The sequence below is a fragment of the Nocardioides oleivorans genome (assembly GCF_004137255.1).
Lineage (GTDB): Bacteria > Actinomycetota > Actinomycetes > Propionibacteriales > Nocardioidaceae > Nocardioides > Nocardioides oleivorans.
Window position 1 is genome coordinate 1,652,618 of sequence record NZ_SDWT01000001.1, and the last position, 24,538, is coordinate 1,677,155.

A 24,538-nucleotide genomic window follows, 5' to 3' on the forward strand; every position below is an offset into this window, starting at 1 on the left:
GCCATGGCTCGCTACGGCGCACAGTTCGGACCGGACATCACCTTCCTCGGCGTCCCCGCCTGCGACCTCGACGACACGTCGACGTACGACGATGCGGACGTCGTCATCCTCGGCGCCCCCTTCGACGGTGGTACGTCGCACCGGCCGGGGACGCGCTTCGGACCTCAGGCGATCCGGATGACCGACTACCTCCCGCACGACGGCTCACGGCCCTCGCTCGCGCTGCGCACCGACGGGCTCCGGGATCTGGTGGTCTACGACGCGGGCGACGTCGAGCTTCCCCCCGGCGACATCGAGACCACGCTCGGCCGGCTCGAGGCGGCGGTGGAGACGGTGACCCGCTCGGGTGCGATCCCGGTCGTGCTCGGCGGCGACCACTCCATCGCGTACCCCGACGCGAAGGGGGTCGCCAACGTCCTGGGCCACGGGCGGGTCTCGATGATCCACTTCGACGCGCACGCCGACACCGGCGACATCGAGTTCGGCTCGCTGTGGGGCCACGGCCAGCCGATGCGCCGGCTGATCGAGTCGGGCGCACTGCGCGGCGACCGCTTCCTCCAGGTCGGGCTGCGGGGCTACTGGCCCGGGCCCGAGACGCTGGACTGGATGGCCGCGGAGAGGATGCGGTCCTACGAGATGACCGAGATCGTCCACCGCGGCCTGCAGGAGTGCCTCACCGAGGCCTTCGGCATCGCGACCGACGAGTGCGAGGGCGTCTTCCTCTCCGTCGACATCGACGTCTGCGACCCCGGCCATGCGCCCGGCACCGGTACGCCGGAGCCCGGCGGCCTGTCGGCCCGCGAGCTGCTCGACTCGGTCCGCCGGATCTGCCTCGAGCTGCCGGTCGTCGGCGTCGACGTGGTCGAGGTCAGCCCGCCCTACGACCACGCGGACATCACGGCTGCCCTGGCCAACCGGGTCGTGCTCGAGGCGCTGTCCGCGATCGCCCGCAAGCGCCAGGACGAGCGCGACGGCACGACGTGGGACCCGTCCCGGCCTCTCCTGGACCGCGGGTGATCGTCACGCGAGCCCTCGTGCAGCAGGTGCGTGGAGCACCTCTGTCGGGGCAGCATGTCGAGGACCGGCCGCTCGCTCCGTCTCCCGGTTGAAGCGGTCGTCCGGACCGCCCGTCACGAGGAGCGCACCATGGGCATCACCACCGTCGACCAGATCGTCACCGCGGACGGGTACGCATCGGAGCCCGACGGGGGACTCTCCTTCTTCGACGCGTTCGACCAGACCGGGGACCGCACCGACCAGGGCCAGCTCGAGTGGTTGCAGGGCGTCGACGCGATCCTGCTCGGGCGCCGCACCTACGAGATGTTCAGCAGCTACTGGCCGACCCCGGCCGCCGACGGCGACGCGGTCGCGGAGTGGATCAACGCCGCTCCCCGGCACGTCGTCAGTGCCACCCTGGACTCCGCACCGTGGGGCGACCACGCTGCCGCCGAGGTGCACGGCGACGGCGCCCTCGCCGCCGTCTCCGCGCTCCGCGAGCGCTACGACTCCGTCGTGGTCTGGGGCAGCCTCGACCTCACCGACGCGCTCTTCGCCGCGGGCGAGGTCGACGTGCTCCGGCTGCGCACCGTGCCGGTCGTGATCGGCGCGGGCCGGTCGTTCGTCCCGTCGTCCCTGGGCCGGCAGCGGCTCGCGCTCGAGGGATCGACGGCGCAGGCCACGGGTCACGTCGCGACGTCGTACCGCGTGCTTCGCTGATCACGCGGCAGGTCCCGCGGCCGTCGTCTCGACCGCACCCGGCTCGATGAAGAAGTTGTCGCGGAAGAGCCCGGTCGGGTCGAAGCGCCGCTTGAGCTCGCGGAGCCGGGCGAGGTGGGCGGGCGGGAACGCGCGCTCCACCCACTGCGGGCCGATCCCGGTCTCGAAGCTGAGGTAGCTGCCCGACAGGTGCGGCACCATCCGCTCCCACGCCTCGTCGAACCGGTCGCTCGCGCCGAAGCCGGAGAGCGAGAAGCTCGCGCTGCGACCGGCGTACGCCGTCGCCGCGCTCGGCACGTCGCTGACGGCGCCGCCGACCGCCCGGATCGAGAAGAAGTACGACGTCCCGGCGTCGAGCAGCGCCGCGACCTCCGCCGACAGCTCGGGCGTGAGGTGGTCGGCGAGGCCCGAGTGGGTGTGCGGCTCACCTTGGCCGCGCTGCGGGCCGTCACTGCTGAACAGGCCCATCACCTGGTCGTACGTCGCCAGCGCGACGTTCTGCTGGACGAGCGGGGCGACCTCGGCGATCGGCTGCAGCCGCTCGACGACCGTCTCCGGGTCGTCGGAGTCGACGACCAGCATGGCCTGGGCGATGCGCTGGCCGCCCTGTCGCTGGCCGAGGATCACCTGGCCCGTGACGGAGCGGTCGGCTGCCTCGATCGCGGCACCCCAGGCCTCGAGGAACGCGGCGGTGTCGCTCGCGTCGAACGCCAGCTGCGCGAAGGCGATCGCCCCGACCTTCGCGGCCGTCAGCTCGAAGGAGGTGGCGATCCCGAAGTTGGGTCCGGCGCCGCGCATCCCCCAGAAGAGGTCGGGCTCCTCGTCCGCGCTCGCGCGCACCACCCGGCCGTCGGCGAGCACCACCTCCACCGCGGTGAGGTGGTCGATCGTCAGCCCGTGCTTCCGGGCGAACCACCCGACGCCGCCGGCGGTGGCCAGCCCGCCGACCCCGACGCCGCCGTAGTCGCCGCTGCTGATCGCGAGGCCGTGCGGAGCGAGGGCGCGCGCCACCTCGGTCCAGGTGGCGCCGGGCCCGACCCGGACCGTGCCGGCCAGGGGATCGAGCACCTCGACGGTGTTCAAGGCGCTCACGTCGATCACGAGGCCGCCACGGTTGAGCGACCGCCCGGAGATGCCGTGCCCGGCGCTGAGGATGCCGAGCGGCACCTCGCGGTGCTCCCGTGCGACGGCGACCGCGGCCTGCACGTCCCCGACGCTCCCGGCGCGGAGGACCAGGCCGGGTGCGCCGCCGCGCAGGTAGCCGGAGCGGTAGCGGGAGTACGCCCGGTCGCCGGGCTCGACGGCCTTCCCGGCCAGCGCCTCCGGCAGGTCGTCGTACGCGATCCCGGGGTGGCGCCTGGCGAGGGCCGCCGGCCCGCGGACGTGCGAGCGCTCCCGGGTGCCGCTGGCGTCGCGGGCTGCGGCGACCCGCTCGCGCACCTCGGTGAAGAGCCCGGCGAAGTGGCGGAGTCCGCCCTCGTCGTCGCCCATCACGATGAAGGTGCTGACCCCGTCCTCGGTCGCGAACCGGACCAGGTCGTCCGCGTCGGCGTCGGCGCCGACGTTGAGCAGCCGGGTGATCTCGGCGGGGTCGCGGCCCGCGCCTCGTGCGGCCTCGTCGATGACCTGCATGCCGCGCTGGAGGTCGCCGTCCTGGAGGTACGGCAGTGACGGCAGCCAGCCGTCGGCGGAGCGGCCGATCAGTCGCTGCATCCGCGGCTTGAGGGCGCCGAGCCAGATGGGCACCTGGTGGGCGGGGGCCGGGCCGCGCTTCGCGCCGCGCACGTGATGGTGCCGGCCGGCAACGGCGAGCACCGAGCGGTCGTCGGTGGCCCAGATGCCGCGGATGACCTCGATCGCCTCGCCCAGCGCGTCGACCGACTCGCCCGGGGTCAGCCGTCCGCCGCCGTAGGCCTCGATCGCGTCCCAGAAGCCGCCCGCGCCGAGGCCGAGCGCGACCCGGCCGCCCGTCAGCAGGTCGAGGCTGGCGACCGACTTCGCCAGCACGGCCGGCTGGCGGAGCGGGAGGTTGAGCACGTTGCCCGAGAGGTGGATGCGGTCGGTGCGCGCAGCGGCGTACGACATCAGGGTCCAGGTGTCGAGGAACGACGGCTGGTAGGGGTGGTCCTGGAAGGTGGCGAGGTCGTAGCCGAGCTCCTCGCTCAGCACGGTCAGCTCGACCGGTCGCTGGGGCGAGGCGGCGGTGGGCGTGAGGAACGATCCGAAGCGCAGGGGGTGGCCGTAGTCGGGCATGGGTCAAGGATCCGTCGCACCCACGGCAGCGGACAAGTCGGGGTAAGTGAGTTACGATGAGTAAGTGACCACGACCGAGTCCGCGCCGCCCCGACCCGCACTCATCGACGACGCCACGTGCCGCGAGGCGACCCCGGTGCTGGAGTTCGTCGGTCGGCGCTGGACCGGCGCGATCATGCTCGCCCTCGGCCGCGGCGCCTCACGGTTCGGCGAGGTCGAGGCGGCTGTCGACGGCCTGTCGGCACGGTTGCTCACCGCCCGGCTCCGCGAGCTCGAGGCACACGGGATCGTCGAGCGCGAGGTGATCCCGACGACCCCGGTCCAGGTGCGCTACCGGCTCACCGAGCGCGGCAGCGAGCTGCTCGCCGCCCTGCAGCCGCTCATGGCCTACCAGCTGCGCTGGGGCCACTGAGCCCCGAACCCTCACCCCCGCTCGACATCTGAGGACGTGGCGTACGTCGAGCGGCCTCGTCCCCGTACGTGACGTCCTCAGGTATCGGGGTGTCGGAGCCCGGTGGCAGGGTGTGTGCCGTGGCCCTCGCCGACCGACCGCTCGTCCCCGAGGAGTGGGTGCTGCGCATCGACGCGGTGCTCGGCGCGCTGCCCCGGTGCCGGCAGGAGGGCGCGTGGACCGGCACCCGGTGGCGGGTCGGCGGCGCGACCGTGGCCCACGTCTTCTGCGGAGAGGACCAGGTCTTCCGGATCACCTTCCGCGGCGAGCCCGACGAGGTCGCGGCCTTCGAGCACATGGGTCCGCCCTACTTCCGCTCCGGCTGGGGCGGCAACGCGATCGGCATCGTCCTCGACGACGACACCGACTGGGACGAGCTCGCCGAGATGCTCACCGACTCCTACTGCATCCAGGCCCCGGCGAGCCTCGCCGAGCAGGTCACCCGCCCGGGCGCGTGAGTCAGACCCAGTGGTTGTCGTGCTCGGCCATGAACCGGTCGTAGGCGTCGCCGTCGAGGTCGCCGAGGCCGGCGGACAGGCCCTCGAAGTACTTCTCCCGCGGCGCACCGGGAGCGAAGTGCAGCAGCATCGTGGCCGCGCCGTCCTCGTTGCGGAAGCCGTGGATGCCGCCGGCCGGGACGTGGGCGAAGTCCCCGGCGTGGCACTTCACCCAGTCCGTGCCGTCGAAGATCGTGACGATGCCCTCGAGGACGTAGAACGACTCGGTGATCGTGCGGTGGAAGTGGGGGTCCGGCCCGCTCCGCGGCCCGGCGAACTCCCAGCGATAGAGGCCGAACGTGCCCTGGGTCCCGCTGCCGAGGGCGAGGTGGAAGACCTTGTTGCCGTTGGGGTAGACGACCGCCGGCTCGATCCCCGCCCGCACCACGCGGGCGGAGACCTCGCCGGACTCACCGTCGTAGAGCGGAGGCGGGTAGCTCACGCGGTCGACCCCTCGTAGGCCTCCTGGACCTCGTCCGGGGAGGCGGTGTTGAACTGGTTGATGCGGATCTGGTTGCCGAAGGGGTCGCGGATGCCGAAGTCGGTGCCGTAGGGCTGGGTCACCGGCTCCTGGGTGATCTCGACGCCGGCGTCGCGCAGGGCGGCGTAGGTCGCGTGCACATCGGTGCTGATCAGGAACAGCCCGCCGAGCGCGCCCTTGGTGACGAGCTCGCGCACCTGCGCGGCGGTGTCCTCGTCGTGCTGCGGGCCGCCGACGAGCTCGAGGAGGATCGAGGTGTCCTGGCCGGGGACGCCGACGGTGAGCCAGCGCATGAAGCCCATGTCGATGTCGTCGCGCACCTCGAAGCCGAGGTGGGTCGTGTAGAAGTCGAGCGCCTCGTCCTGGTCGAGGACGGGCACGGAGCGGATGTGGAGGGAGGAGATGTGGTTGTCGGTCATGACGATGACGCTATTCGGCGCCGACCTCCTCCTGCTTCTCCGAAACGACTGTCCCTGCCGGGGAGGTCGCACTGGTCCGCGGCCGGGTCCAGGCCGCGATGAAGCACGACGGCACCGCGATCGGCGGGTGCTGGGCGCGGAACTCGCTGGGTGAGCAGCCGACGATGTTGCTGAACGTGCGGCTGAAGGTGCCGAGGCTGGCGAAGCCGACGTCCCACGCGACGTCGGTGATCGGCCGGTCCGTCTGCCGCAGCAGCGTCATCGCGCGCTCGACCCGGCGCCGCTGGAGGTAGCGGTGCGGGGTCTCGCCGTAGACCTCCTTGAACACCCGCCCGAACTGCGAGGCCGACAGGTGCGCGATCGCGGCCAGCGTCGGCACGTCGAGGGGCTCGGCGTAGCGCCGGTCCATCTCGTCGCGGGCGCGCAGCATCCGCCGGTTGGTGTCCTCGCGCGCGCTGAGCTCCACGAGGCGACGCTAACCGGTGGGTACGACGGCCCGGCTCGGTCAGGCGCGGCGCTTGCCGCGACCGGCAGGCGGGCGGGGGAAGAACAGCGGGACGCGGTCGGCGTACTCGCTCCAGCCCTCGCGCTGCGACATGGTCTTCTCGAGCAGCTTGGCGCCGGTCACGTTGCGGATGAAGAACGTCATCGCGACCGGTGCGAAGACCGTGACCAGGCCGGGGACCCAGCCGAGCGAGACGGCCCCGGCGATCCAGAGGCCCCACCACACGCAGGCGTCGCCGAAGTAGTTCGGGTGGCGGGTCCAGCCCCACAGGCCGGTGTCGAGGATCTTCGGTCGCGCATCGCGAGGCCGTGCCCTGTAGGCCGACAGCTGCCGGTCGCCGACCACCTCGAAGAACAGGCCGACGGCCCAGACGGCGACGCCGAGCCAGACGACCGGCCACCAGCGCACGTCGACGATGGCCGCGGCCTGGAGCGGGGCGGAGATGATGAAAGCGACCGCGGCCTGGGTGAGGAAGACCCGTACGAGCACCTGGGCCGCCCCGGCGTGCCAGCCCGGTCCGCCGAGCATCTTCTCGTAGCGCGGGTCCTCACCGGCGCCGTGCGAGCGGCGGGCGATGTGCCAGGCGAGCCGGCCGCCCCACACGGCGACGAGCAGCGCGAGCAGCCACGAGTGGGTGTCCGGCCAGACCAGCGCGAGGACGATGGCGACCGCGACGAACGACGACCCCCATGCGACGTCGACGACGGCGACGCGGTCCTGCCGCTTGCTCACCGCCGCCGCCACCCCCATGACGCCGACGGCGGCGAGCAGCGCGACGAGCACCTGGATCACGACGAGATCACCAGGTCCTCACGGCGGGAAGGGTGTGATCAGCCCCCGGACGCACGGACAGGATCTGGTCGACGCCCATCCGGCCGTCGCGGAAGGCGAGCGCGCCGCCGACGAGGTAGAGCCGCCACACGCGCACCACCTCCTCGCCGACGAGCTCGGTCAGGCGCTCGATGTTGGCCTCGAAGTTCTCCATCCAGCCGGCGACGGTCAGGACGTAGTGCTCACGCAGGGCGTGCACGTCACGGACCTCGAGGCCGCCGGACTCGATGAGGTCGACGGTCTCGCCGACCGGGCGCATGGTCATGTCGGGGGCGATGAACGACTCGATGAACGGGCCGCCGCCGGGGTGCTTGCCACCGCCGACGCCCTGCCGCGACATCTGCTGGACCAGCACGCGTCCACCGGGCCTCACGGCACGGCGGAGCACCTCGACGTAGGTCGGGTAGTTGCCGGCACCGACGTGCTCGCCCATCTCGAGCGACCCGACGGCGTCGAAGTGGTCGCGCTCGGGCACCTCGCGGTAGTCCTGGAGCCGGATCTCGACCCGGTCCTGCAGCCCGCGCTCGGCGATGCGGGCGTCGATGAACTTCTTCTGCTCCGCGGCGATCGTGACCCCGGTGACCTGCGCCCCGAAGTGCTCGGCCGCGTGCAGTGACAGCGAGCCCCAGCCGCAACCGACGTCGAGCATCCGCATGCCGGGCTCCAGGCCGAGCTTGGTGCAGACCAGGTCGAGCTTGGCGCGCTGCGCCTCCTCGAGCGGGACGTCGGGCGTCGCGTGGTAGCCGCAGCTGTAGGCCATCTGCGGCTCGAGGATCAGCGAGTAGAACTCGTTGGAGAGGTCGTAGTGGTGGCTGATCGACGACCGGTCACGGGCCAGGCTGTGCAGCTTGCCCTTGATCTGCGCCTGCGAGGCGGGCGCAGCCGGCGGCCGGCCGAGCGCGCCCAGGCCGGCGGCGGTGCGGATCGCGTCGACGAGCGCGCGGGGCGAGAGGCGTACGCCGGACAGGCCGCGCTCCCTGCCCACCGCGAAGGCGTGCGTGAGCGCGGCCGAGAGGTCCCAGCCGTCCTGCTCGGGCACGTCCAGCTCGCCGGTGACGTAGGCCTGGGCGGCGCCCAGCTCGCCCGGGTGCCACAGCAGTCGCCGCAGCGCGTCGGGGGAGCGGAGCACGACGAGCGGGCCGTCCTCGGGACCGGTGACCGAGCCGTCCCAGGCCTGCAGCCGGACCGGGAGGTCGCCGCCGATGAACGGACGGACGGCCTCGGCGAGCTGGTGGGCGACGCCCTCGTGGGTGGTGGTCCGCTGGGCGGTCTGGGTCACTGGTTCTCCTGCTGGTTCTCGCGGGTGAAGGTCAGCTGCGAGACGTTGATGTAGCCGCTCGCGAAGCCGGCCTGCGAGTAGGACAGGTAGAAGTGCCACACCCGCATGAAGACGTCGTCGAAGCCGAGCGCCCGGACGGCGTCGCCCTGCGCGAGGAAGCGGCGGTCCCACCGGCGGAGCGTCTCGGCGTAGTGGCTGCCCATCTCGAGCTGCCCGGTGAGCCGCAGCGACGTGTCGTCGCGGGTGATCTGGTCGATCACCTCGACGCTGGGCAGGAAGCCGCCGGGGAAGATGTACTTGTTGATCCAGGTCTCGCCGTCGCGGGTGGCGAGCATCCGGTCGTGCGGCATGGTGATCGCCTGGATCGCGACCCTGCCGCCGGGAGCGAGCACCCGGTCGATGGTCTCGAAGTAGGTGCCCCAGAACTCGGCGCCCACCGCCTCGATCATCTCGACCGACACCACGGCGTCGTACGTCGCCCCGTCGGCGCCGAGCGCGCGGTAGTCCATCAGCTCGAGGCGGCACCGCTCGGTGAGGCCGGCGGCGGCGATGCGCTCCTCGGCGAGCTCGAGCTGCTCGACCGACAGCGTGATCGAGTGGATGGTCGCGCCGCGACGGGCGGCGCGGATGGCGAGCTCGCCCCAGCCGGTCCCGATCTCGAGGACCCGGGAGCCCTCGGTGACGCCGGCCTCGTCGAGGAGGCGCTCGATCTTGCGGCCCTGCGCCTCGGCGAGGTCCTCGTGGTGGAGTGCGGGGTCGGGCCGGTCGTTCGGCTCGGGCGGCGTGGCGACGAGGTGGTCGCCGACGGAGCCCGGACCGGCGCCCGCCTGCACCGTCGAGGTGTCGAAGAGCGCCGAGGAGTAGCTCAGCGTCTCGTCGAGGAAGAGCGCGTAGAGGTCGTTGGACAGGTCGTAGTGGTGGGAGATGTTGGCCTGGCTGTTGGCCTCGGTGCTCCGGTGGTGGTCGGGCAGGCGAGGGGTCACGTAGGCGCGGAGCTTCTGCAGCGGCTCGGGGATCAGGGTCGCCATCCGTGCGGCCGGCACGGTCAGGAAGCCGGCGAGGTCCTCGGCGTCCCACGCTCCGGTGAGGTAGGCCTCGCCGAAGCCGATGAGGCCGTCACGGCCGAGTCGGGCGTAGAACTCGTCGGGACGGTGCAGGCGCATGGTCGGCCCGCCCCGGCCGTAGGTCTTCCCGCTGGGCTCGTCGACGACGGTGATGGCGAGACGGCCGACGGCGGCGCGGAAGAGGCGCTTCGCGACGGCCGCGGAGACGGCCGTGCGGGGACCGCGGCGCAGCTGCTCGAGCGCGGGGACGCCCTGGCTGGGGTTGGGGTTCTGGGCGCGGTCGGGCCGCGTCTTGTCGAGAGTCACTTCACGCCCTCCTGGGAGTGGGTGGGTCGTGGACGGATCGGCAGCCGCCGGGCCCACAGCCAGATGCCGTGCGCCCGGATCAGCGCGCTGCCGCGCAGCGCGGCGCCGAGGGTCCTGCGGACGGGGACGTCGCTGCGGGTGCCGGTCAGGCTCGCGCTGAAGGGCGCGGAGCCGCCGTCGTCATGGCCCCGCAGGGTCACGGCGACGTGGAGCCGGTCGGTCGGGATCGGGACGGCGATGTCGTACGCGCCGTCGGTGCCGTGGAACGGCGAGACGTACATCGCCTTGTCGGTCCGCGCGCGGCCCTGCTCGTCGGGGTGGACGAGGTAGGCGTGGCGGTCGCCGTAGGTGTTGTGCACCTCGACGACCACGGCGGCCTGGGCGCCCTCGTCGTCGAAGCACCAGAAGACGCTGATCGGGTTGAAGGCGTAGCCCAGGGAGCGGGGCTGGGCGGCCATCATGATCGTGCCGCCGCCGGCGCCGAGCGCCACCTCGTTCTGGGCGAGGAACGCCTCCACGTTGGCGCGCAGAGACCTCTCGGGCGAGCCGAGGTGGTCACGCGCCTCGAAGCTGGCGAGGGGCCCGTGCGAGGGCAGGTCGTCGATGTCGACGAGCCAGAGGCTCGAGCGGTGCTCGAACGTCCGCTTGAACGGCGTACGACGGGTGTGGCGGACCACGGTCTCGAAGCGACCGGGCCGCGGAACCGCGTGGGTCGTGCGGACCCACGGCAGGTCGAGGTGGGTCGCGGCGACCAGGCCGGAGCGCGCGCCGTCCTCGTGGAACCCCCAGCCGTGGTAGGCGCCGGCGAACGCGATCCGGTCGGTGTTGATCTCCGGCAGCCGGCGCGAGGCGGCTACGGACTCGGGGGTGTAGAGCGGGTGCTCGTACTCCATCCGGTCGATGACGGTGGCCGGGTCGACGAGGTCCTCGCCGCCGAGGGTCACGAGGTAGTGGGTGTCGGTGGGGAGGTGCTGGAGGCGGGTGAGGTCGTAGGTGACCGTGACCGCGCCGTTCTCGTCCTCCGGGCGGAAGAAGTTCCACGAGGCGCGGGCGCCCTCGGCGGAGGGCAGCAGCGAGGTGTCGGTGTGCAGGAGCGCCGGGTTGCTGCTGTAGGGCAGCGCGGAGAGGACCTCGCGCTGGAGGTCGCTCGGCTGCTCGAGCATCCCGAGCGCGTGCGAGGGGTGCGTGGCGATCACGAGGGCGTCGTACGACGTCGTGGTGCCGCTGCCGTCGGTGACCTCGACCCGGTCGGCGAGCTCGCGCACGGACGTCACCTTGGTGTCCAGGCGGATCTCCTGCAGGCCGGCGCCGACCTTGGCGACGTACTGCACCGAGCCGCCGGTGACCGTGCGCCACTCGGGCGAGCCGAAGACGCCGAGCATGCCGTGGTGCTCGAGGAAGGTGAAGAGGTAGCGAGCGGGGTAGTCCAGCGACGTGGCCGGGTCGCACGACCACACGGCCGCGACGAGCGGCTCCATGAAGTGGCGGACGAACCCCGGGGTGAAGCCGCCCTCGCGCAGGAAGTCGCGCAGGGTCTGGTCGTCGTCGTCGCCGCCGTCGTCCGAGGAGGTGGCGAGGAGGGCCCTGGCGCGGCGGTGGAAGCGCGGGATCTCCACCAGCATCCGCCAGTGGTCGCGCGAGGTGAGCGACGACCGCTGGGCGAAGAGGCCCTTGGCGCCGAGGGCACCGGCGTACTCCACCCCGGTGCCGGCGTCGCTGACCGACAGCGACATCTCCGACGGCTGGGTCTCGACGCCGAGCTCGGCGAACAGGCGCAGCAGCGTGGGATACGTACGACGGTTGTGCACGATGAAGCCGGTGTCGATGGCGAGCTCGCCGTCGGGGGTGGCGACACGGTGGGTGTCGGCGTGCCCGCCCAGGCGGTCGTCGGCCTCGTAGAGCGTGACGTGCGCGGTGCGGGAGGCGATCCAGGCAGCAGTCAGTCCCGCGACGCCGGAGCCGACGACGGCGATCCGGCGCTGCGGGGTCTGGGTCACGTCGACTCCAGGTCGAACAGGGCGATGGGCTGGGTCGTGGGCTGCTCGGAGCCTCCGTCCGGCTCCACCGTGATGCCGACGGCGGCGGCGTCACCGGCCGGGCCGTCGAGCACCAGTGTCTGGTCGGCGGCGTCGGGCATGAGTCCGGCCGAGGTGAAGTTCCCCTCGGCGTCCATCAGCCAGAGCTCGTAGACCTTGTCGGAGGGTGCCAGGGCCATGCCGTCGGTGACGATGACGGCCTTGTCCTGCTCCTTGGAGCGGGTGACCGTGGCCTTGCCACTGTCGCCCAGGTCGAGGGAGACGTTCTGCGCGTCGGAGGCGCGCAGGACCTGCTCCGCTGCGGTGAGCTGGGGCGCCGGGTCGGACCAGGGCTGCCACACGACGGCGCCGAAGCCGGCGATCAGGACCAGGGCGGCAGCCACGAGAAGAGGGAAGCGGTGCCGCACTGCCGCCGGTGAGGTCGTGACCGGGACGGGTACGACGGGCGGGAGCGGGCGGACCTGGGAGATCCCGGCGAGCACGGAGGTGCGCAGCGACGCCGGGGGTGCGACGGCGGTGGACTCGGCCAGCAGTGCGGCCGTCTCCTGGAGCTCTGCGACCTCGGCGCGGCAGTCCTCGCACTCGGCGAGGTGGCGCTCGAAGCGGGTGCGCTCGAGCTCGTCGAGCGCGTCCACGGCATAGGCGCCCGTGAGCTTGTGCAGATCGCTCATGAGGCAACTCCCATCAGGTCTCGCAGGCGGATCAGTCCGTCGCGTATTCGTGTCTTGGCCGTCCCGAGCGGGACATCGAGGAGGGTGGCGACCTCCGTGTGCGTGTAGCCACCGAAGTATGCGAGCTCCACGGCGCGTCTCTGCACGTCGGTGAGCGTGGCGACCGCGCTGCGGACCCGCGCCGCGTCCAGGGACGCGTGGGCCGACTCGGAGGTCTGGTCGTGGTCGACCGGGGTGGTGTCGCGGTTCCAGCCCTCGTCGCGAGCCGTGGCGGCCTCGACGGAGCGGACCCGGTCGACCGCCTTGCGGTGGACGATGGTGAGGAGCCAGCCGGCCGCGCTGCCGCGGTCGGCGTCGTACCTGGTGCTGGAGCGCCACGCGTCGAGGTAGGCCTCTTGCGTGACCTCCTCGGCATGGGCCGGGTTGCGGACCACGCGGAGCGCGAGGCCGTAGGCGCGGGCCGACGTCGCGTCGTAGAACGCGGCGAAGGCGGTCTCGTCACCGAGGGCCGCCTTGCTCAGGAGCTCGGCCAGCCTGGGTGCGTCGCCCCCGGACGGGGCGCCCTGGATCTTGTCCTGGGGCGCCCCGTCCGGTACGGGCCTCACGTGGTCCACGTCAGTCATCCTTGCAGTGTGGTCGTCGGAGGACGATCACATCTGCGGCATCAGGACCTGGTCGACGACGTAGACGGTCGCGTTGGCGGTCTGCACGTTGCCGCAGACGACGGAGGCGTCACCGATGGTGAAGTCCTCGCCGGAGCCGTCGACGGTCAGCATGTCGCCGGCCAGGGTCTCGTGCTCACCGGCGAGGTCGGCGGGGCTGAGGCGCTCGCCGATCACGTGGTGGGTCAGGACCTGGGTCAGGGCCTCCTTGTCCTTCAGGAGGGCGTTGAGGTCCTTCTTCGGGATGGCGGCGAACGCGTCGTCGGTGGGCGCGAAGACCGTCAGGTTCTCGGCCGAGTTGAGGGTGTCGACCAGGCCGGCCTCGGTCACCGCGGCGACGAGCGTCTTGAGGAGCGGGTTGTTCGAGGCGGCGGTGGCGACCGGGTCGTCGGCCATGCCCTCGACGGAACCCTCACCGGAGGTGGGGACACCGGCGCAGCCGGGACCGAAGGGAGCGTCGTCGGCGGCCGGCGTCTCGGAGGTGGTCTCCGAGGGCGTCTCCGAGGTGGTCTCGGACGGCGACGAGCTGGTGGTGTCGGACGCGGTGCTGTCGGTGTCCGAGTCGCTGCCACAGGCCGCCAGGCTCATGGAGGCGGTCAGCGCGATCGCGGCGATACCCAGGGTGCGGGTGCGGAGCTTGGTGTTCATGGCGTTGCCTTTCGGTTGGGGCCATTCGTGGGGGCCGTGAGGCCCGCTGTCGAGAGGTGTTCGGCACGGTCCCATCCACGGATGGGTGCCAGCGGAGAAAAAGTTCGTCCAACGTTGGGAAAAGCCGCCGGGCGGTGAGTGACGCAGGTCCTGGAGGCTCAGTACCTGCGTCACTCACCGCCCGGCGGCGAGCTGTGCTGCGTCGATCAGCTCACGTTGAGCGAGATCTCCTGGATGCCCGAGGAGCCCTCGGGGAACGGCGTCATGCGGACGTCGGTCTGCACGTCGCCGTCCTTGTTGGTCGCGCGGCACGCGACGAAGTGCTGGCCCGGCTCGGCGTCCCACTCGAGGTACCACTGACGCCAGTAGTCGTCGGTCACCTGTGTCCCGAGCGTGGCGGGCTGCCAGGCCTCGCCGTCGATGCGGACCTCGACCTTCTCGATGCCGACGCCCTGTGCCCAGGCCACGCCGCCGATGATGACCTTGCCCGCGTCGCTGCTGGACAGCGGCTTCGGGGTGTCGATCCGGCTGGAGATCTTGATCGGCGCGTCGATCGCCCACTTGCGCTCGGTCCAGTAGGCCTGCTCGGCGTCGTAGGTCGTCAGGGTCATCCGGGTGATCCACTTGCAGGCGCTGACGAACCCGTAGAGCCCGGGCACGACCATGCGCGCCGGGAAGCCGTGCTCGCGCGGCAGGGGCTCGCCGTTCATGCCGATCGCGATGATCGCGTCGCGGCCGTCGAGCGCCACGTCGAGCGGCGTCGAGATGGTCATCCCGTCGACGTCGGTGGAGAGGATCTGGTCGGCCTTCGTGGCGTCGATGCCGGCCTTCGCCAGCACGTCCTTGAGCGGGATCCCGAGCCAGCGCGCGGAGCCGACGTAGGGGCCACCGACGTCGTTCGACACGCAGGTGAGCGTGATGTCGCGCTCGACGACGTCCATCGCGGCGAGGTCGTCGAAGGTCAGGGTGACCTCCTTCTCCACGTCGCCGTCGATGGTCAGCGTCCACGAGTCGACGTCGACGGCCGGGACGGTGAGGCGGGTGTCGACCCGGTAGAAGTCCGCGTTGGGCGTGCGCAGCGGCGAGATGCCGTCGTACATCTTCTCGAGGCCCTGCGGGAAGGCCGGCGCGGGGTCGGTGGCTGCCGGCAGTGCGATGTCGGTGCCGCCGAGGCGGTACGACGTCACCCAGCGGCCCAGCGCCCCCATGGTCACTGCGGCCGCGGCGAGACCGCCGGTGGCCAGCACGACCCCGCGCCGAGTGGGTCCGTCGGCCCTGTCCGACGTCCCACGGTCTGCCTGGCCGTCGACGCGGCGCAGCCACCACAACGACGTGGCGCCCACGATCGCGGCGACCAGGGCAGGCAGGAGGTCCAGCGGCCCGGACTGCGGGCGCAGGACGGCGAGCACGCCGGCGACGCCGGCGAGGCCCACGATGATGAGCAGACCGAGTGTCTCGCGCTTGCGGGCGACGACGCCCGCGAGCGCGGCGAGGAGCAGCACGACGATCGTGACCGAGCCGGTGAGCACCAGCTTGTCGGCGGTGCCGAACTGCCGGATCGCGAACTCCTTCAGCGGCGTCGGCGTGAGGTCGATGACGGTCGAGCCGACCGCGAGCACCGGCGAGGCGGCGGGGATCGTGAAGGCCGCGACGAGGTGGGCGGCCGCGAGCCCGACGAGGGTCGCGAGCACGCCGTACGCCGCGAAGCGCAGGACGTGCCAGATCGATCGCTTGCCAGGGGTCTGCATGGCGAGAGTTCGTCGCCGACGCTCGTCCGGATGGGTCGCGCGGCTGGCAGTGCGGCTCGGGTCAGCGCGGGCTCTCCCCGAGCCAGCCCTGCAGCCGAGTCGCGACGTGGTCGACGAAGCCGGACGAGGAGTGGCGCTCCTGGACGCGGGTCCTGGCGGCCGCGCCCATGGACTTGAGCTGGGTGGTGCCGGCCGTCACGGCGCGACGCAGCAGGTCGGTCAGCGCGGCCAGGTCGCCGGGCTCGCACAGCCACCCGCTGACCCCGTCCTCGACGAGCTCCGGCACGCCGAAGACGGAGGCGGCCGCAACCGGACGACCCGCGAGCATCGCCTCCAGCATCGTGCGAGGCATCGACTCCACGTCGGCGGCCGACACCAGGACGTCCGCCGCGGCGTACCACCGCATGACGTCGGGGTCGGAGTCGACGACGTGGACGTTCGACAGTCCGGCGTCGTCGACGTAGGAGCGGAGGGCCTCGGTGTAGGCGGTGGGAGTGGCGCCCACGAGGTAGAGGGAGGCGTGGTCGGCCACGTTGCCGAGCCGCCGGAAGGCGCGCGCCAGCGCCAGCTGGCCCTTGCGGGGCTCGACCGAGCCCACGCAGAGCAGCACGCGCCGGTCGAGGGGGATGCCGAGCTCGGCACGGGCCCGCTCCCGGGGGGTCTCCGCGAGCAACGCGTCGGTGGCGGCGATGTCGAGCCCGTAGGGGACGAGCGCGGAGGACGCCGCGGGGACGAGGTCGGCGTACATCTGCCGGGTGGACTCGGCGACGAACATCACCTCGTCGCTGCTCGCCAGCGCCTGCTCGGTCGCTGCCACGACGGCGGGGTCGGCCTGCCGGTTCAGGTACTCGTGCCAGAGGACCGCCGGGGCGAAGCTCTCGTGGATGGCCCACGTCGTGGGCAGGCCCAGTCGCGACGCGGCCAGCACGGCCGGGAAGCTGACCAGGGTGTTGGCCAGGCAGGCGGCGGCACCCTGCTCGAGGGCGAAGCCCGCCACGAGCTGCACCCGCGTCGCGATCAGCTCGGGGCTCTCGGGCGGCGGGCCCACCACGAGGACGGGCGCGCCGTAGGTCGTCTCGATGCGCTCCAGCAGGGCGCCACCGCTGCCGGCCACCACGCACATCTCCACCCCGCGCTCGTGGAGACCGCGCATGATGTCGTCGAGGTAGTTCTGGGCGCCGCCGACGCCGAGGTCGTGTGCGGCCACGAGCACGCGACGGCCCCGCGGGAAGGTGTCGCGGAGGGTGTCGACGTAGCGGGTCAGCCGCTCGTCGCGCACCTCGCGCAGACGTTCGCCCCGGGCGGTGGACGGATCGTCGAGCACGGGGACGGTCGAGGACGCGAGCTCGACCCGCGTGCCGTCCGTCGTCACGGCCGAGACGCGCAGCGCGACCTCGGTCGCCCCGTCGGGGATCTCGAGGGTCGCGGCGAATCCGCGCACGCGCTCCTCGGCGCCCGCCCCGGCGGCTGCGCTGCTCGGGAGGCTGTGCCGGGCCCGCACCGGCGCGGCGTCGTCGACCTGCACCTCGACGCGGGCCAGGGACGGCCGCACGTCGGCCGTGCCCGTCACCCGCAGCGTGCCCGGTGCGACCTCGTCGGGCAACGTCACCTCGCCGCGGACGAGCCCACCCCGGGCCACGTCGATGGTGCGCTCGGCGAAGGGGAGCAGCACGGAGGTCTGGTCCTCACCGGTCCGCGAGAGCCTCCGGACGAGGGCGTGCGCGGAGAGGGTCACCTCCTCGCCGACCTGCCCGAGGTCCACCACGGCCGACCACCCGGACCGCAGGGGTGCGGCGTCGTGGGCGGAGGCGACGTCCTCGCGCTCGATGTCGCACGCGGCCGTGCCGACGATCCGGCCGTCGGCCAGGACGACGACGAGGACGACGTCCGAGCGCTGGTGGTAGACCCAGCCGCCGACCTCGGCGCGCTCCGGGTGCTGGATCGTCGTCGCCGGCAGGTCGAGGGAGCCGCGCAGTCCACGACGCAGGTCGGGCCGCCGCCCACGGCTGTCCGGGTGCTGCTCGGTCATCGCTGCGGGCACGTCTTCGTGATCGACACGCTGCGCATTGTTGCAGCACCGCGGGCCGCGCCGCTGCCGCCGAGGTCCCGGTGCGGTGGGGCAGGATGCTGGGCATGACCGATGCTCCCGCCGAACTGGTCCACTACGCCGTCGACGACGCCATCGCGACGATCACCCTCGACAGCCCGGCCAACCGCAACGCGTTGAGCAGGCAGCTGGTCACCGAGCTGTTCGGCCACCTCGAGCGGGCCGGGGCCGACGAGGCCGTACGCGTGGTGCTGGTGCAGAGCTCCGGCAAGGTCTTCTGCTCCGGGGCCGACCTCGCCGAGGCGAGCACGGAGGGCATGGAGGTCGGCGCCCGCCGGATCGTCGACCTGCAGCGGCTGGTCGCCACGCTCGACAAGCCGGTCGTGACCAAGAACCTCGGTGCCGTGCGCGCCGGTGGGATCGGCCTCATCGCAGCCGCCGACATCGCGATCAGCGCCGACGACGCCACCTTCGCCCTGACCGAGGTCAAGCTCGGCCTCGCCGCCGCGATCATCAGCCTCACCGTCCACCATCGGATGGGCCCGCGCGCCGCTGCCCTCACCACCCTCGGCGGCGAGGTGTTCACCGGCGCCGAGGCGGCGGCGTACGGCCTGGTGACGAAGGCCGTGCCGGCCGATGCCCTCGACGACGAGGTCTCCTCGGTCTGCGCGAGCCTGGCGACCGGTGCCCCCCAGGGCCTGCGTGAGTCGAAGCGGATCCTCAACCGCGACCTCGTCGCACGCATCGACGCGCTCGGCGAGGAGATGGCCACCACGAGCGCCCGGCTCTTCGCCAGCGACGAGGCCCGCGAGGCGATGACGGCGTTCCTCTCCCGCCCCCGATGAGACGACCGGGCTAGGGTCGGGACCATGGCCGGTCGTGAGCTGGAGGGCGCGCGGGTGGCCGTCGTCGGCGCCTCGGGCGTGCTGGGGTCGCTGCTCGCGCGCGAGCTGGCGGGTCGTGGCGCCCGGCTGCTGCTCGTGGGTCGCGACCGCGAACGCCTCGAGGGCCTCGGGCTGGACGCGCCCGTCGTCGTCGGCGACCTCGGCGACGCGAGCCTCGGCGACGCGGTGGTCGAGGGCGCACGGGAGGGTCTCGGTGGGCTGGACGGGCTGGTGAACGCCGCGGGCATCGTCGCCTTCGGCCCGCTCGCGGACACCCCGGACGAGGTCGTGGAGGAGCTCTTCCTGACCAACGTCGTGGGCCCGGTCTTCCTGCTGCGCCGGGTGCTCCCGCTGCTCACGGAGTCGCGCGGTTTCGTGCTGCAGGTGAGCGCCGTCGTGGCCGAGCGGGCGCTGCCCGGCATGGCGGCGTACTCGGCGAGCAAGGCCGCGCTGAGCGCCGTCGGCACCGCCCTCCGCACGGAGCTGCGCCGCGCGGGCGTGGAGGTCTACGACGTCCGGCCGCCGCACACCGAGACGGGGCTCGCGACGCGTCCGCTGGCCGGGAGCGCGCCCGACCTGCCGGTGGGCAAGGACCCGGCCGAGGTGGCCCGCCGCGTGGTGGACGCGCTGGTCGCGGGCGAGACGGACCTCGCCGCGAGCGCCTTCGGGTGAGCCCGGCCGACCCGGCCCCCTGGCTGCTGCTGGCCGCGTCGCTGCACCTGGGGTTCCAGCTGACGATCTCGGTGCTGGTCTACCCGGCGCTGGCGGAGGTCCCGCCCGAGGGGTGGGAGCACGCCCACGACCGGCACTCACGGCGGGTCCTACCGCTGGCCGTGGGGATCTACGCCGGCCTCGTCCTGCTGCTCGCCTGGACGCTCCTCGCCGAGCCACGGTCGCCCGGCACGTGGGTCGCTCTGGCAGGCGGGGTGGTGTCGGTCCTGGCGACGGCACTCGTGGCGGCCCCGTTGCACGGCCGACTGTCGCGGGTGTCGCCCGCCGCCCGGAAACCGCTGCTGCAACGCCTGGTCCGCGCGGACCGGGCACGGACGGCCGGGGCGCTGGTCTGCCTCGTGGGGGCGGCCTGGCTCTCCTGGTCGGGCTGAGCCGGTCGACTACGCGTCGAGCTGCTCCTCCGGCCGGCCGTCCTCGGCCCAGCGGGTGTGGAAGGTGCCCTCGCGGTCGACGCGCTCGTAGGAGTGCGCGCCGAAGTCGTCGCGCAGCGCCTGGATGAGGGCGGCGGGCAGCCGCTCGCGGCGCAGGCCGTCGAAGTAGGCCAGCGACGACGAGAACGCCGGAGTCGGTACGCCGCCGCGCACTGCCGCGACGACGACCTCCCGCCAGGAGTCCACGCCGTCCTTCACCGCGTCGGCGAAGTAGGGGGTGGTCAGCAGGGTCGTGAGGTCGGGCTCGTCGGAGTAGGCCTCACGGATCCGGTCGAGGAACTGGGCGCGGATGATGCAGCCGCCGCGCCAGATGGTCGCGACCTCGCCGAGGTCGATGTCCCAGCCGTGCTCCTCGGCGCCGGCGGCGATCTGGTCGAAGCCCTGGGCGTAGGCGACGACCTTGGAGGCGTAGAGCGCGGCGCGCACCTGGTCGACGAACGTGTCGCGGTCGACGTCGGTGCCCTCGGGCGTGGTCGAGAAGACCTCGCGGGCAGCGGCGCGCTGCTCGGTGTGGCCGGAGAGCGAGCGGGCGAAGGTGGCCTCGGCGATCCCGGTGATCGGCACGCCGAGGTCGAGGGCGTCCTGGACGGTCCAGCGTCCGGTGCCCTTCTGCTCGGCCGCGTCGCGCACGACGTCGACGAAGGGCTTGCCGGTCTCGGCGTCGGTGTGGCGCAGGACGACGGCCGTCATCTCGATGAGGAACGACTCGAGGTCACCCCCGTTCCACTCCTCGAAGACGTCCGCCACCTCGGTCGGCTCGAGGTCGAGGACCGAGCGCAGCAGGTCGTAGGACTCCGCGATCAGCTGCATGTCGGCGTACTCGATGCCGTTGTGCACCATCTTCACGAAGTGGCCGGCGCCGTCGGGGCCGATGTGCGCGCAGCACGGCGTGCCGTCGACGACCGCGGCGATCGACTCGACCACCGGCTTCAGCACCTCGTAGGCGTGGTCGGACCCGCCGACCATGATCGAGGGGCCGTTGAGCGCTCCCTCCTCGCCACCGGAGACGCCCATGCCGACGAAGTGCAGGTCGTGCTCCTTCAACGCCTCCTGCCGCCGCAGGGTGTCGCGGTAGTGCGCGTTGCCGGCGTCGACGACGATGTCGCCCTCGTCGAGCAGCGGGACCAGCTCGTCGATCACGGCGTCGGTGGCCTCGCCGGCCTTGACCATCACGACGACCGCCCGGGGCCGCTCGATGGCGGCGACCAGGTCCTCCAGCGACTCGCACCCGACGAAGTCGCCCTCGTCGCCGAACTCGTCGACCAGCGCGGTCATCTTCGCCGTGGTCCGGTTGTGCACCGCGATCGTGTGCCCGTTGCGGGCGATGTTGCGTGCGAGGTTGCGGCCCATGGTCGCCAGGCCGGTGAGTCCGATCGTGGCGCGTGCGTCGTTGCTCATGCGTCCGAACCTACGACGGCCGTCCCACTCAGGTGCGGCTCGACGCCACGCTGTCGATCAGCGCCTGGGCGGCGAGCCCGAGCCAGGTGTCGGTGGCCGGCGTGCCGATCGCGGCGTCGAGGGCGCCGCACTCCCGGCCGTCGATGGTGAGGGTGCGGGCGGTGCCGGTGGCGTCGGTGAGCACGACGACGTACGACGGTCGCGGCCGGTCCACGTCGCAGTCGGCCATCGCGCCGCGCCAGTGCGCGACGGTGGCGGTCGAGCGGATCTGCTCGGCTTGGGCGGACCCGCCCTGCCACTGCTCGACGAGCCGCAGCCCGCGCCCGCGGCCGGCGTAGGCACACACGTCGACGGCGACCGCGGGCATCGCCAGGATCGGGGTGGTGGAGAGCCAGGGCTGGTCGACGGTCCCGGGGTCGGTCTCGACGAGCTGGTCGGCCGAGGCGCCGTCGCGGTTGGTCTCCTCGGTGGTCAGCCGCTCGGGGCAGGTCACCGGGTCGGGCACCGGCGCACCGGTGCTGCCGCTGCGCGACGCGGCGTCCATGAGCAGGGTCGTCTCGAGCTGGCTGAAGAGCAGCGCGTCGCGGGTGCTGCAGCCGACGTCACCGGCCAGCTCGGCGACACGACCGTCGGCGAGCCCGACCTCGATCCGGAAGTGGCCGGGAGGTCCGGCCGGGCCCGCTGCCGCCTCGCCCGCGTCGCACACCGGGCGGTCGGCCTGGGTCTCCCACAGCGTGCCGGCGATGGAGGCGGCGAGGTCGCCGGTCACCACGCCCTGCGGGTGACGCAGGAGCTGCGCGGTGCCTGGCCCCGCGGGCGGGCAGAAGCGCACCCAGCTCACCTGTCCGTTGCCGATGTCGGTGGGGCGCGCGTCGGTCGTCGCCACGCAGTCCGTCGTCGGTGCGGCCGCGGGTCCGGACCCGCGGTCGACCAGGCGGGGGAGCGCGAACGCCCCGGTCACCACGAGCGCGACCGCCGCGACAGCGACGGGCACGACCCACCGCGCCCGGCGTGCCGGCTGCTCGTCCTCCATCGCCCCTCCTCCGGCCCATCCAACCGGATGGCTCCGACCGGTGCCCCGGTGACAGGAGGACGACGAGCGTGTGACGGCGGTTCCACGGATTCGCGGTAAGTCGGCGGTCGGGGGACCTCGCCGGTACTCTTGACGGTCTGCCCGCTGGGTACGGGCAGTCGGTTTCGGGGGATGAGGAGCTGGAGTGAGCGAGGAGCTCGAGGCGCGCGAGATCGCGGCGGAGCAGCACTACGTCGACGAGGTCTACGTGCAGCTGGAGGCGTCCACGCGGAGCGCCAGGGCGCTCGCCGCGGAGGGCCACCAGCGCGGCAAGCTGGAGCACGAGGGCGGGCTCGTCGAGCGCGACGCGATGGTCTTCCAGGCCGCCAAGCGCATCGCCCAGCTCGACGCCGCGCACGAGGGGCTGGTCTTCGGCCGCCTCGACCTCGACCCCGCGATCGACGCGCTGCCGCGCTACATCGGCCGCATCGGCGTACGCAACGCGGACCGTGACGTCCTGCTGATCGACTGGCGCGCCCCCGCCGCCGGCGTGTTCTACCAGGCCACCGCCGCCACCCCGTCCGGGGTCGTGCGCCGTCGCGTCCTCCGCTCGCAGCACCGCACCGTGATCGGCGTCGAGGACGAGCTCCTCGACCAGGAGATCGGGACCGACCTGCCGATCGTCGGCGAGGGCGCCCTGATGGCGCAGCTCTCCCGGGCCCGCGACCGGTCGATGCACTCGATCGTCGCCACCATCCAGGCCGAGCAGGACAAGGCGATCCGCGCGCCCGGCAAGGGCGTCGTGTCGATCTCCGGCGGACCCGGCACCGGCAAGACCGTCGTCGCGCTGCACCGCGCCGCCTTCCTCCTCTACTCCGACCGTCGCCGCTACGAGGGTGGCGGCGTGCTCGTCGTCGGACCGAGCGGCGTCTTCATGCGCTACATCGAGCGCGTCCTTCCCAGCCTCGGCGAGACCGCCGTCGCGCTGCGCTCCCTCGGCGAGGTCGTCGGTGGGCTCCGCGCGACCCGGCACGACGAGCCCGCCGTCGCCGACGTCAAGGGCGCCACGAAGATGGCCGAGCTGCTCCGCCGCACCGCGCGCCAGCACGCGCCGGGAGCCCCGACGAGCTTCCGCATCTACTGGCGCGACGAGACGATCGTGCTCGACCCGGGCGTGCTCGGCCGGCTGCGCCGCCAGCTCATGTCGCAGGGCCGCCGCAACCGCCAGCTGCCGCGGGTCGCGAAGACGCTGCTCGACGCGATGTGGCGCCAGGTCACCGGCGAGCGTGGTCGCGAGCGCGGCCGCGAGGCCTTCGACGACGACATGCTCGGCCACACGGGCTTCGTCGAGTTCGCCTCGGCGTGGTGGCCGCCGCTCGACGCCCCCACCGTCTTCGGCTGGCTGCGCGAGCCCGAGTTCCTGGCGCGCGTCGGCGAGGGGGTCGTGACCCGCGAGGAGCAGGTCCTCCTGCTCAAGTCGTGGGACGGCGCCGCCGGTCCGTCCATCGAGGACGTGCCGCTGCTCGACGAGCTGCGCTACGCCCTCGGCGACGTGCCGCAGCGCACCGACGACGAGCGCGACCTCGACGAGACCGGCCTGCTCGAGGGCGGCGTCGACCTCCAGGAGCTCACCACGATCTCGGAGCGCGAGTACGCCCCCGGCGGGCTCGCCTGGTCGGCGCCGACGCACCGCATCGAGGACGACGGCTACGCCCACGTCCTCATCGACGAGGCGCAGGACCTCACGCCGATGCAGTGGCGGATGGTGGGACGCCGCGGCCGCACCGCGAGCTGGACGATCGTCGGCGACCCCGCGCAGTCGTCGTGGCCCGACGCCCCGGAGGCCGCCGCCGCGCGCGCCGAGGCGCTCGAGGGCAAGGAGCTCCACGAGTTCCACCTCTCCACCAACTACCGCAACTCCGCCGAGATCTACGCCTTCGCCGCCGACTACGCCCGCCGCGTGGGCCTCGAGGCCGACCTCCCCGATGCCGTACGCCGCACGGGCGAGGAGCCGCAGGTCGTCGGCCCGGTCGACGACCTCGAGGCCGCCGTGCGCGAGGCCGTCACCACGACCAGCGGACGGGTCCAGGGGACGGTGGGCATCGTCGTACCCGTGGCGAGGCGCTCCGAGGTCAACGCCTGGCTCGCGTCGTGGCCCGAGCACGCCGCCGACGCCGCGGGGGCTCGCGCCGCGGTCGACTCGAGCGTCACGCCGAGCGGCGAGGACCGCATCGTCGTGCTGACCGGCCTCGACACCAAGGGTCTCGAGTTCGACGGCATCGTGGTGGTCTCTCCGCAGGAGATCGAGGACGAGTCCGCCACCGGCCGGGCCACCCTCTACGTCGTCCTGACCCGCGCGACGCAGCTGCTCACGACGGTCAGCTGAGCGTCGACGCCTCGCCGATTCGAGGTGGTTGGCCGGTCTCCGTAGCATCTCCCGCGCGGTCCCACCTGTCACACGGGACCG

23 protein-coding genes are annotated in these 24,538 nt (G+C 72.9%); 8 read left to right on the forward strand and 15 right to left on the reverse strand.

Annotated features, from left to right (window positions below):
• Window positions 1-3 precede the first annotated feature (3 nt).
• Both speB and EUA93_RS07895 read left to right on the forward strand, forming a co-directional pair.
• On the forward strand, window positions 4-1,017 hold the full coding sequence (gene speB / locus EUA93_RS07890) for an agmatinase (RefSeq protein WP_129399625.1): 1,014 nt from the start codon (window positions 4-6) through the stop codon (window positions 1,015-1,017).
• 129 nt (window positions 1,018-1,146) lie between these two features.
• Window positions 1,147-1,716 carry a dihydrofolate reductase family protein gene (locus EUA93_RS07895; protein WP_165355089.1) on the forward strand — a complete coding sequence of 190 codons (570 nt, stop codon included), beginning with the start codon at window positions 1,147-1,149 and terminating at the stop codon, window positions 1,714-1,716.
• On the opposite strand, the gene EUA93_RS07900 is transcribed toward EUA93_RS07895, so the two are convergent.
• A complete protein-coding gene (locus tag EUA93_RS07900) occupies window positions 1,717-3,969 on the reverse strand; it encodes an LLM class flavin-dependent oxidoreductase (RefSeq protein ID WP_129399627.1) in 2,253 nt (750 codons plus the stop codon).
• Window positions 3,970-4,033: 64 nt separating this feature from the next.
• Here EUA93_RS07900 and EUA93_RS07905 point away from each other — a divergent pair, with 64 nt between their 5' ends.
• Window positions 4,034-4,381, forward strand: coding sequence for a winged helix-turn-helix transcriptional regulator (locus tag EUA93_RS07905; protein WP_129399628.1), 348 nt, complete (start codon window positions 4,034-4,036; stop codon window positions 4,379-4,381).
• Window positions 4,382-4,500: 119 nt separating this feature from the next.
• On the forward strand, window positions 4,501-4,878 hold the full coding sequence (locus EUA93_RS07910; RefSeq protein WP_129399629.1) for an MmcQ/YjbR family DNA-binding protein: 378 nt from the start codon (window positions 4,501-4,503) through the stop codon (window positions 4,876-4,878).
• A 1-nt stretch (window position 4,879) separates the two neighbouring features.
• Here EUA93_RS07910 and EUA93_RS07915 read toward each other — a convergent pair whose 3' ends face one another.
• The 12 genes from EUA93_RS07915 to EUA93_RS07970 all read right to left on the reverse strand — a co-directional run bounded on the left by EUA93_RS07915 (window position 4,880) and on the right by EUA93_RS07970 (window position 17,596).
• A complete protein-coding gene (locus tag EUA93_RS07915) occupies window positions 4,880-5,359 on the reverse strand; it encodes a cupin domain-containing protein (protein ID WP_129399630.1) in 480 nt (159 codons plus the stop codon).
• Window positions 5,356-5,817: a VOC family protein gene (locus EUA93_RS07920; RefSeq protein WP_129399631.1), complete on the reverse strand. Its 462-nt coding sequence runs from the start codon at window positions 5,815-5,817 to the stop codon at window positions 5,356-5,358. Before EUA93_RS07920 ends, EUA93_RS07915 begins: the two co-directional genes overlap by 4 nt.
• A gap of 10 nt (window positions 5,818-5,827) precedes the next feature.
• Window positions 5,828-6,283, reverse strand: a complete 456-nt coding sequence (locus EUA93_RS07925; protein ID WP_242497283.1) for a helix-turn-helix domain-containing protein — start codon at window positions 6,281-6,283, stop codon at window positions 5,828-5,830.
• A gap of 39 nt (window positions 6,284-6,322) precedes the next feature.
• Window positions 6,323-7,114, reverse strand: a complete 792-nt coding sequence (locus EUA93_RS07930; RefSeq protein WP_242497284.1) for a DUF1295 domain-containing protein — start codon at window positions 7,112-7,114, stop codon at window positions 6,323-6,325.
• A 7-nt stretch (window positions 7,115-7,121) separates the two neighbouring features.
• Entirely contained in the window at window positions 7,122-8,432 is a 1,311-nt protein-coding gene (locus tag EUA93_RS07935) for an SAM-dependent methyltransferase (protein WP_129399632.1), read from the reverse strand.
• Window positions 8,429-9,802, reverse strand: a complete 1,374-nt coding sequence (locus EUA93_RS07940; RefSeq protein WP_275937864.1) for an SAM-dependent methyltransferase — start codon at window positions 9,800-9,802, stop codon at window positions 8,429-8,431. Before EUA93_RS07940 ends, EUA93_RS07935 begins: the two co-directional genes overlap by 4 nt.
• Entirely contained in the window at window positions 9,799-11,799 is a 2,001-nt protein-coding gene (locus tag EUA93_RS07945) for an FAD-dependent oxidoreductase (protein ID WP_129399633.1), read from the reverse strand. The genes EUA93_RS07940 and EUA93_RS07945 overlap by 4 nt, the downstream gene beginning before the upstream one ends.
• Window positions 11,796-12,509, reverse strand: a complete 714-nt coding sequence (locus tag EUA93_RS07950) for an anti-sigma factor (RefSeq protein WP_129399634.1) — start codon at window positions 12,507-12,509, stop codon at window positions 11,796-11,798. Before EUA93_RS07950 ends, EUA93_RS07945 begins: the two co-directional genes overlap by 4 nt.
• Entirely contained in the window at window positions 12,506-13,132 is a 627-nt protein-coding gene (sigK, locus tag EUA93_RS07955) for an ECF RNA polymerase sigma factor SigK (RefSeq protein WP_129399635.1), read from the reverse strand. The genes EUA93_RS07950 and sigK overlap by 4 nt, the downstream gene beginning before the upstream one ends.
• A 27-nt stretch (window positions 13,133-13,159) precedes the next feature.
• Window positions 13,160-13,819 (reverse strand): fasciclin domain-containing protein, encoded by a 660-nt coding sequence (locus EUA93_RS07960; RefSeq protein ID WP_129399636.1) that lies wholly within the window; start codon window positions 13,817-13,819, stop codon window positions 13,160-13,162.
• Between the two features lie 206 nt (window positions 13,820-14,025).
• Entirely contained in the window at window positions 14,026-15,567 is a 1,542-nt protein-coding gene (locus EUA93_RS07965) for a molybdopterin-dependent oxidoreductase (RefSeq protein WP_207208629.1), read from the reverse strand.
• A gap of 61 nt (window positions 15,568-15,628) precedes the next feature.
• On the reverse strand, window positions 15,629-17,596 hold the full coding sequence (locus tag EUA93_RS07970) for a glycosyltransferase family 4 protein (RefSeq protein ID WP_129399637.1): 1,968 nt from the start codon (window positions 17,594-17,596) through the stop codon (window positions 15,629-15,631).
• Window positions 17,597-17,700: 104 nt separating this feature from the next.
• Between EUA93_RS07970 and EUA93_RS07975 the strand changes: the two genes are divergently transcribed.
• Genes EUA93_RS07975 through EUA93_RS07985 form a run of 3 tightly spaced genes read left to right on the forward strand, consistent with a single transcriptional unit; the run spans window position 17,701 to window position 19,601 of the window.
• Window positions 17,701-18,459, forward strand: a complete 759-nt coding sequence (locus EUA93_RS07975; protein WP_338036344.1) for an enoyl-CoA hydratase-related protein — start codon at window positions 17,701-17,703, stop codon at window positions 18,457-18,459.
• Between the two features lie 24 nt (window positions 18,460-18,483).
• On the forward strand, window positions 18,484-19,170 hold the full coding sequence (locus EUA93_RS07980) for an SDR family NAD(P)-dependent oxidoreductase (RefSeq protein ID WP_129399639.1): 687 nt from the start codon (window positions 18,484-18,486) through the stop codon (window positions 19,168-19,170).
• On the forward strand, window positions 19,167-19,601 hold the full coding sequence (locus EUA93_RS07985; RefSeq protein ID WP_129399640.1) for a DUF1772 domain-containing protein: 435 nt from the start codon (window positions 19,167-19,169) through the stop codon (window positions 19,599-19,601). The genes EUA93_RS07980 and EUA93_RS07985 overlap by 4 nt, the downstream gene beginning before the upstream one ends.
• Before the next feature lie 9 nt (window positions 19,602-19,610).
• On the opposite strand, the gene gndA is transcribed toward EUA93_RS07985, so the two are convergent.
• Window positions 19,611-21,059, reverse strand: coding sequence for an NADP-dependent phosphogluconate dehydrogenase (gene gndA / locus EUA93_RS07990; protein WP_129399641.1), 1,449 nt, complete (start codon window positions 21,057-21,059; stop codon window positions 19,611-19,613).
• Window positions 21,060-21,087: 28 nt separating this feature from the next.
• On the reverse strand, window positions 21,088-22,092 hold the full coding sequence (locus tag EUA93_RS07995) for a hypothetical protein (protein ID WP_129399642.1): 1,005 nt from the start codon (window positions 22,090-22,092) through the stop codon (window positions 21,088-21,090).
• A gap of 184 nt (window positions 22,093-22,276) precedes the next feature.
• On the opposite strand from EUA93_RS07995, the gene EUA93_RS08000 reads away from it, so the two are divergent.
• Window positions 22,277-24,457: a HelD family protein gene (locus EUA93_RS08000; RefSeq protein WP_129399643.1), complete on the forward strand. Its 2,181-nt coding sequence runs from the start codon at window positions 22,277-22,279 to the stop codon at window positions 24,455-24,457.
• Window positions 24,458-24,538 lie beyond the last annotated feature (81 nt).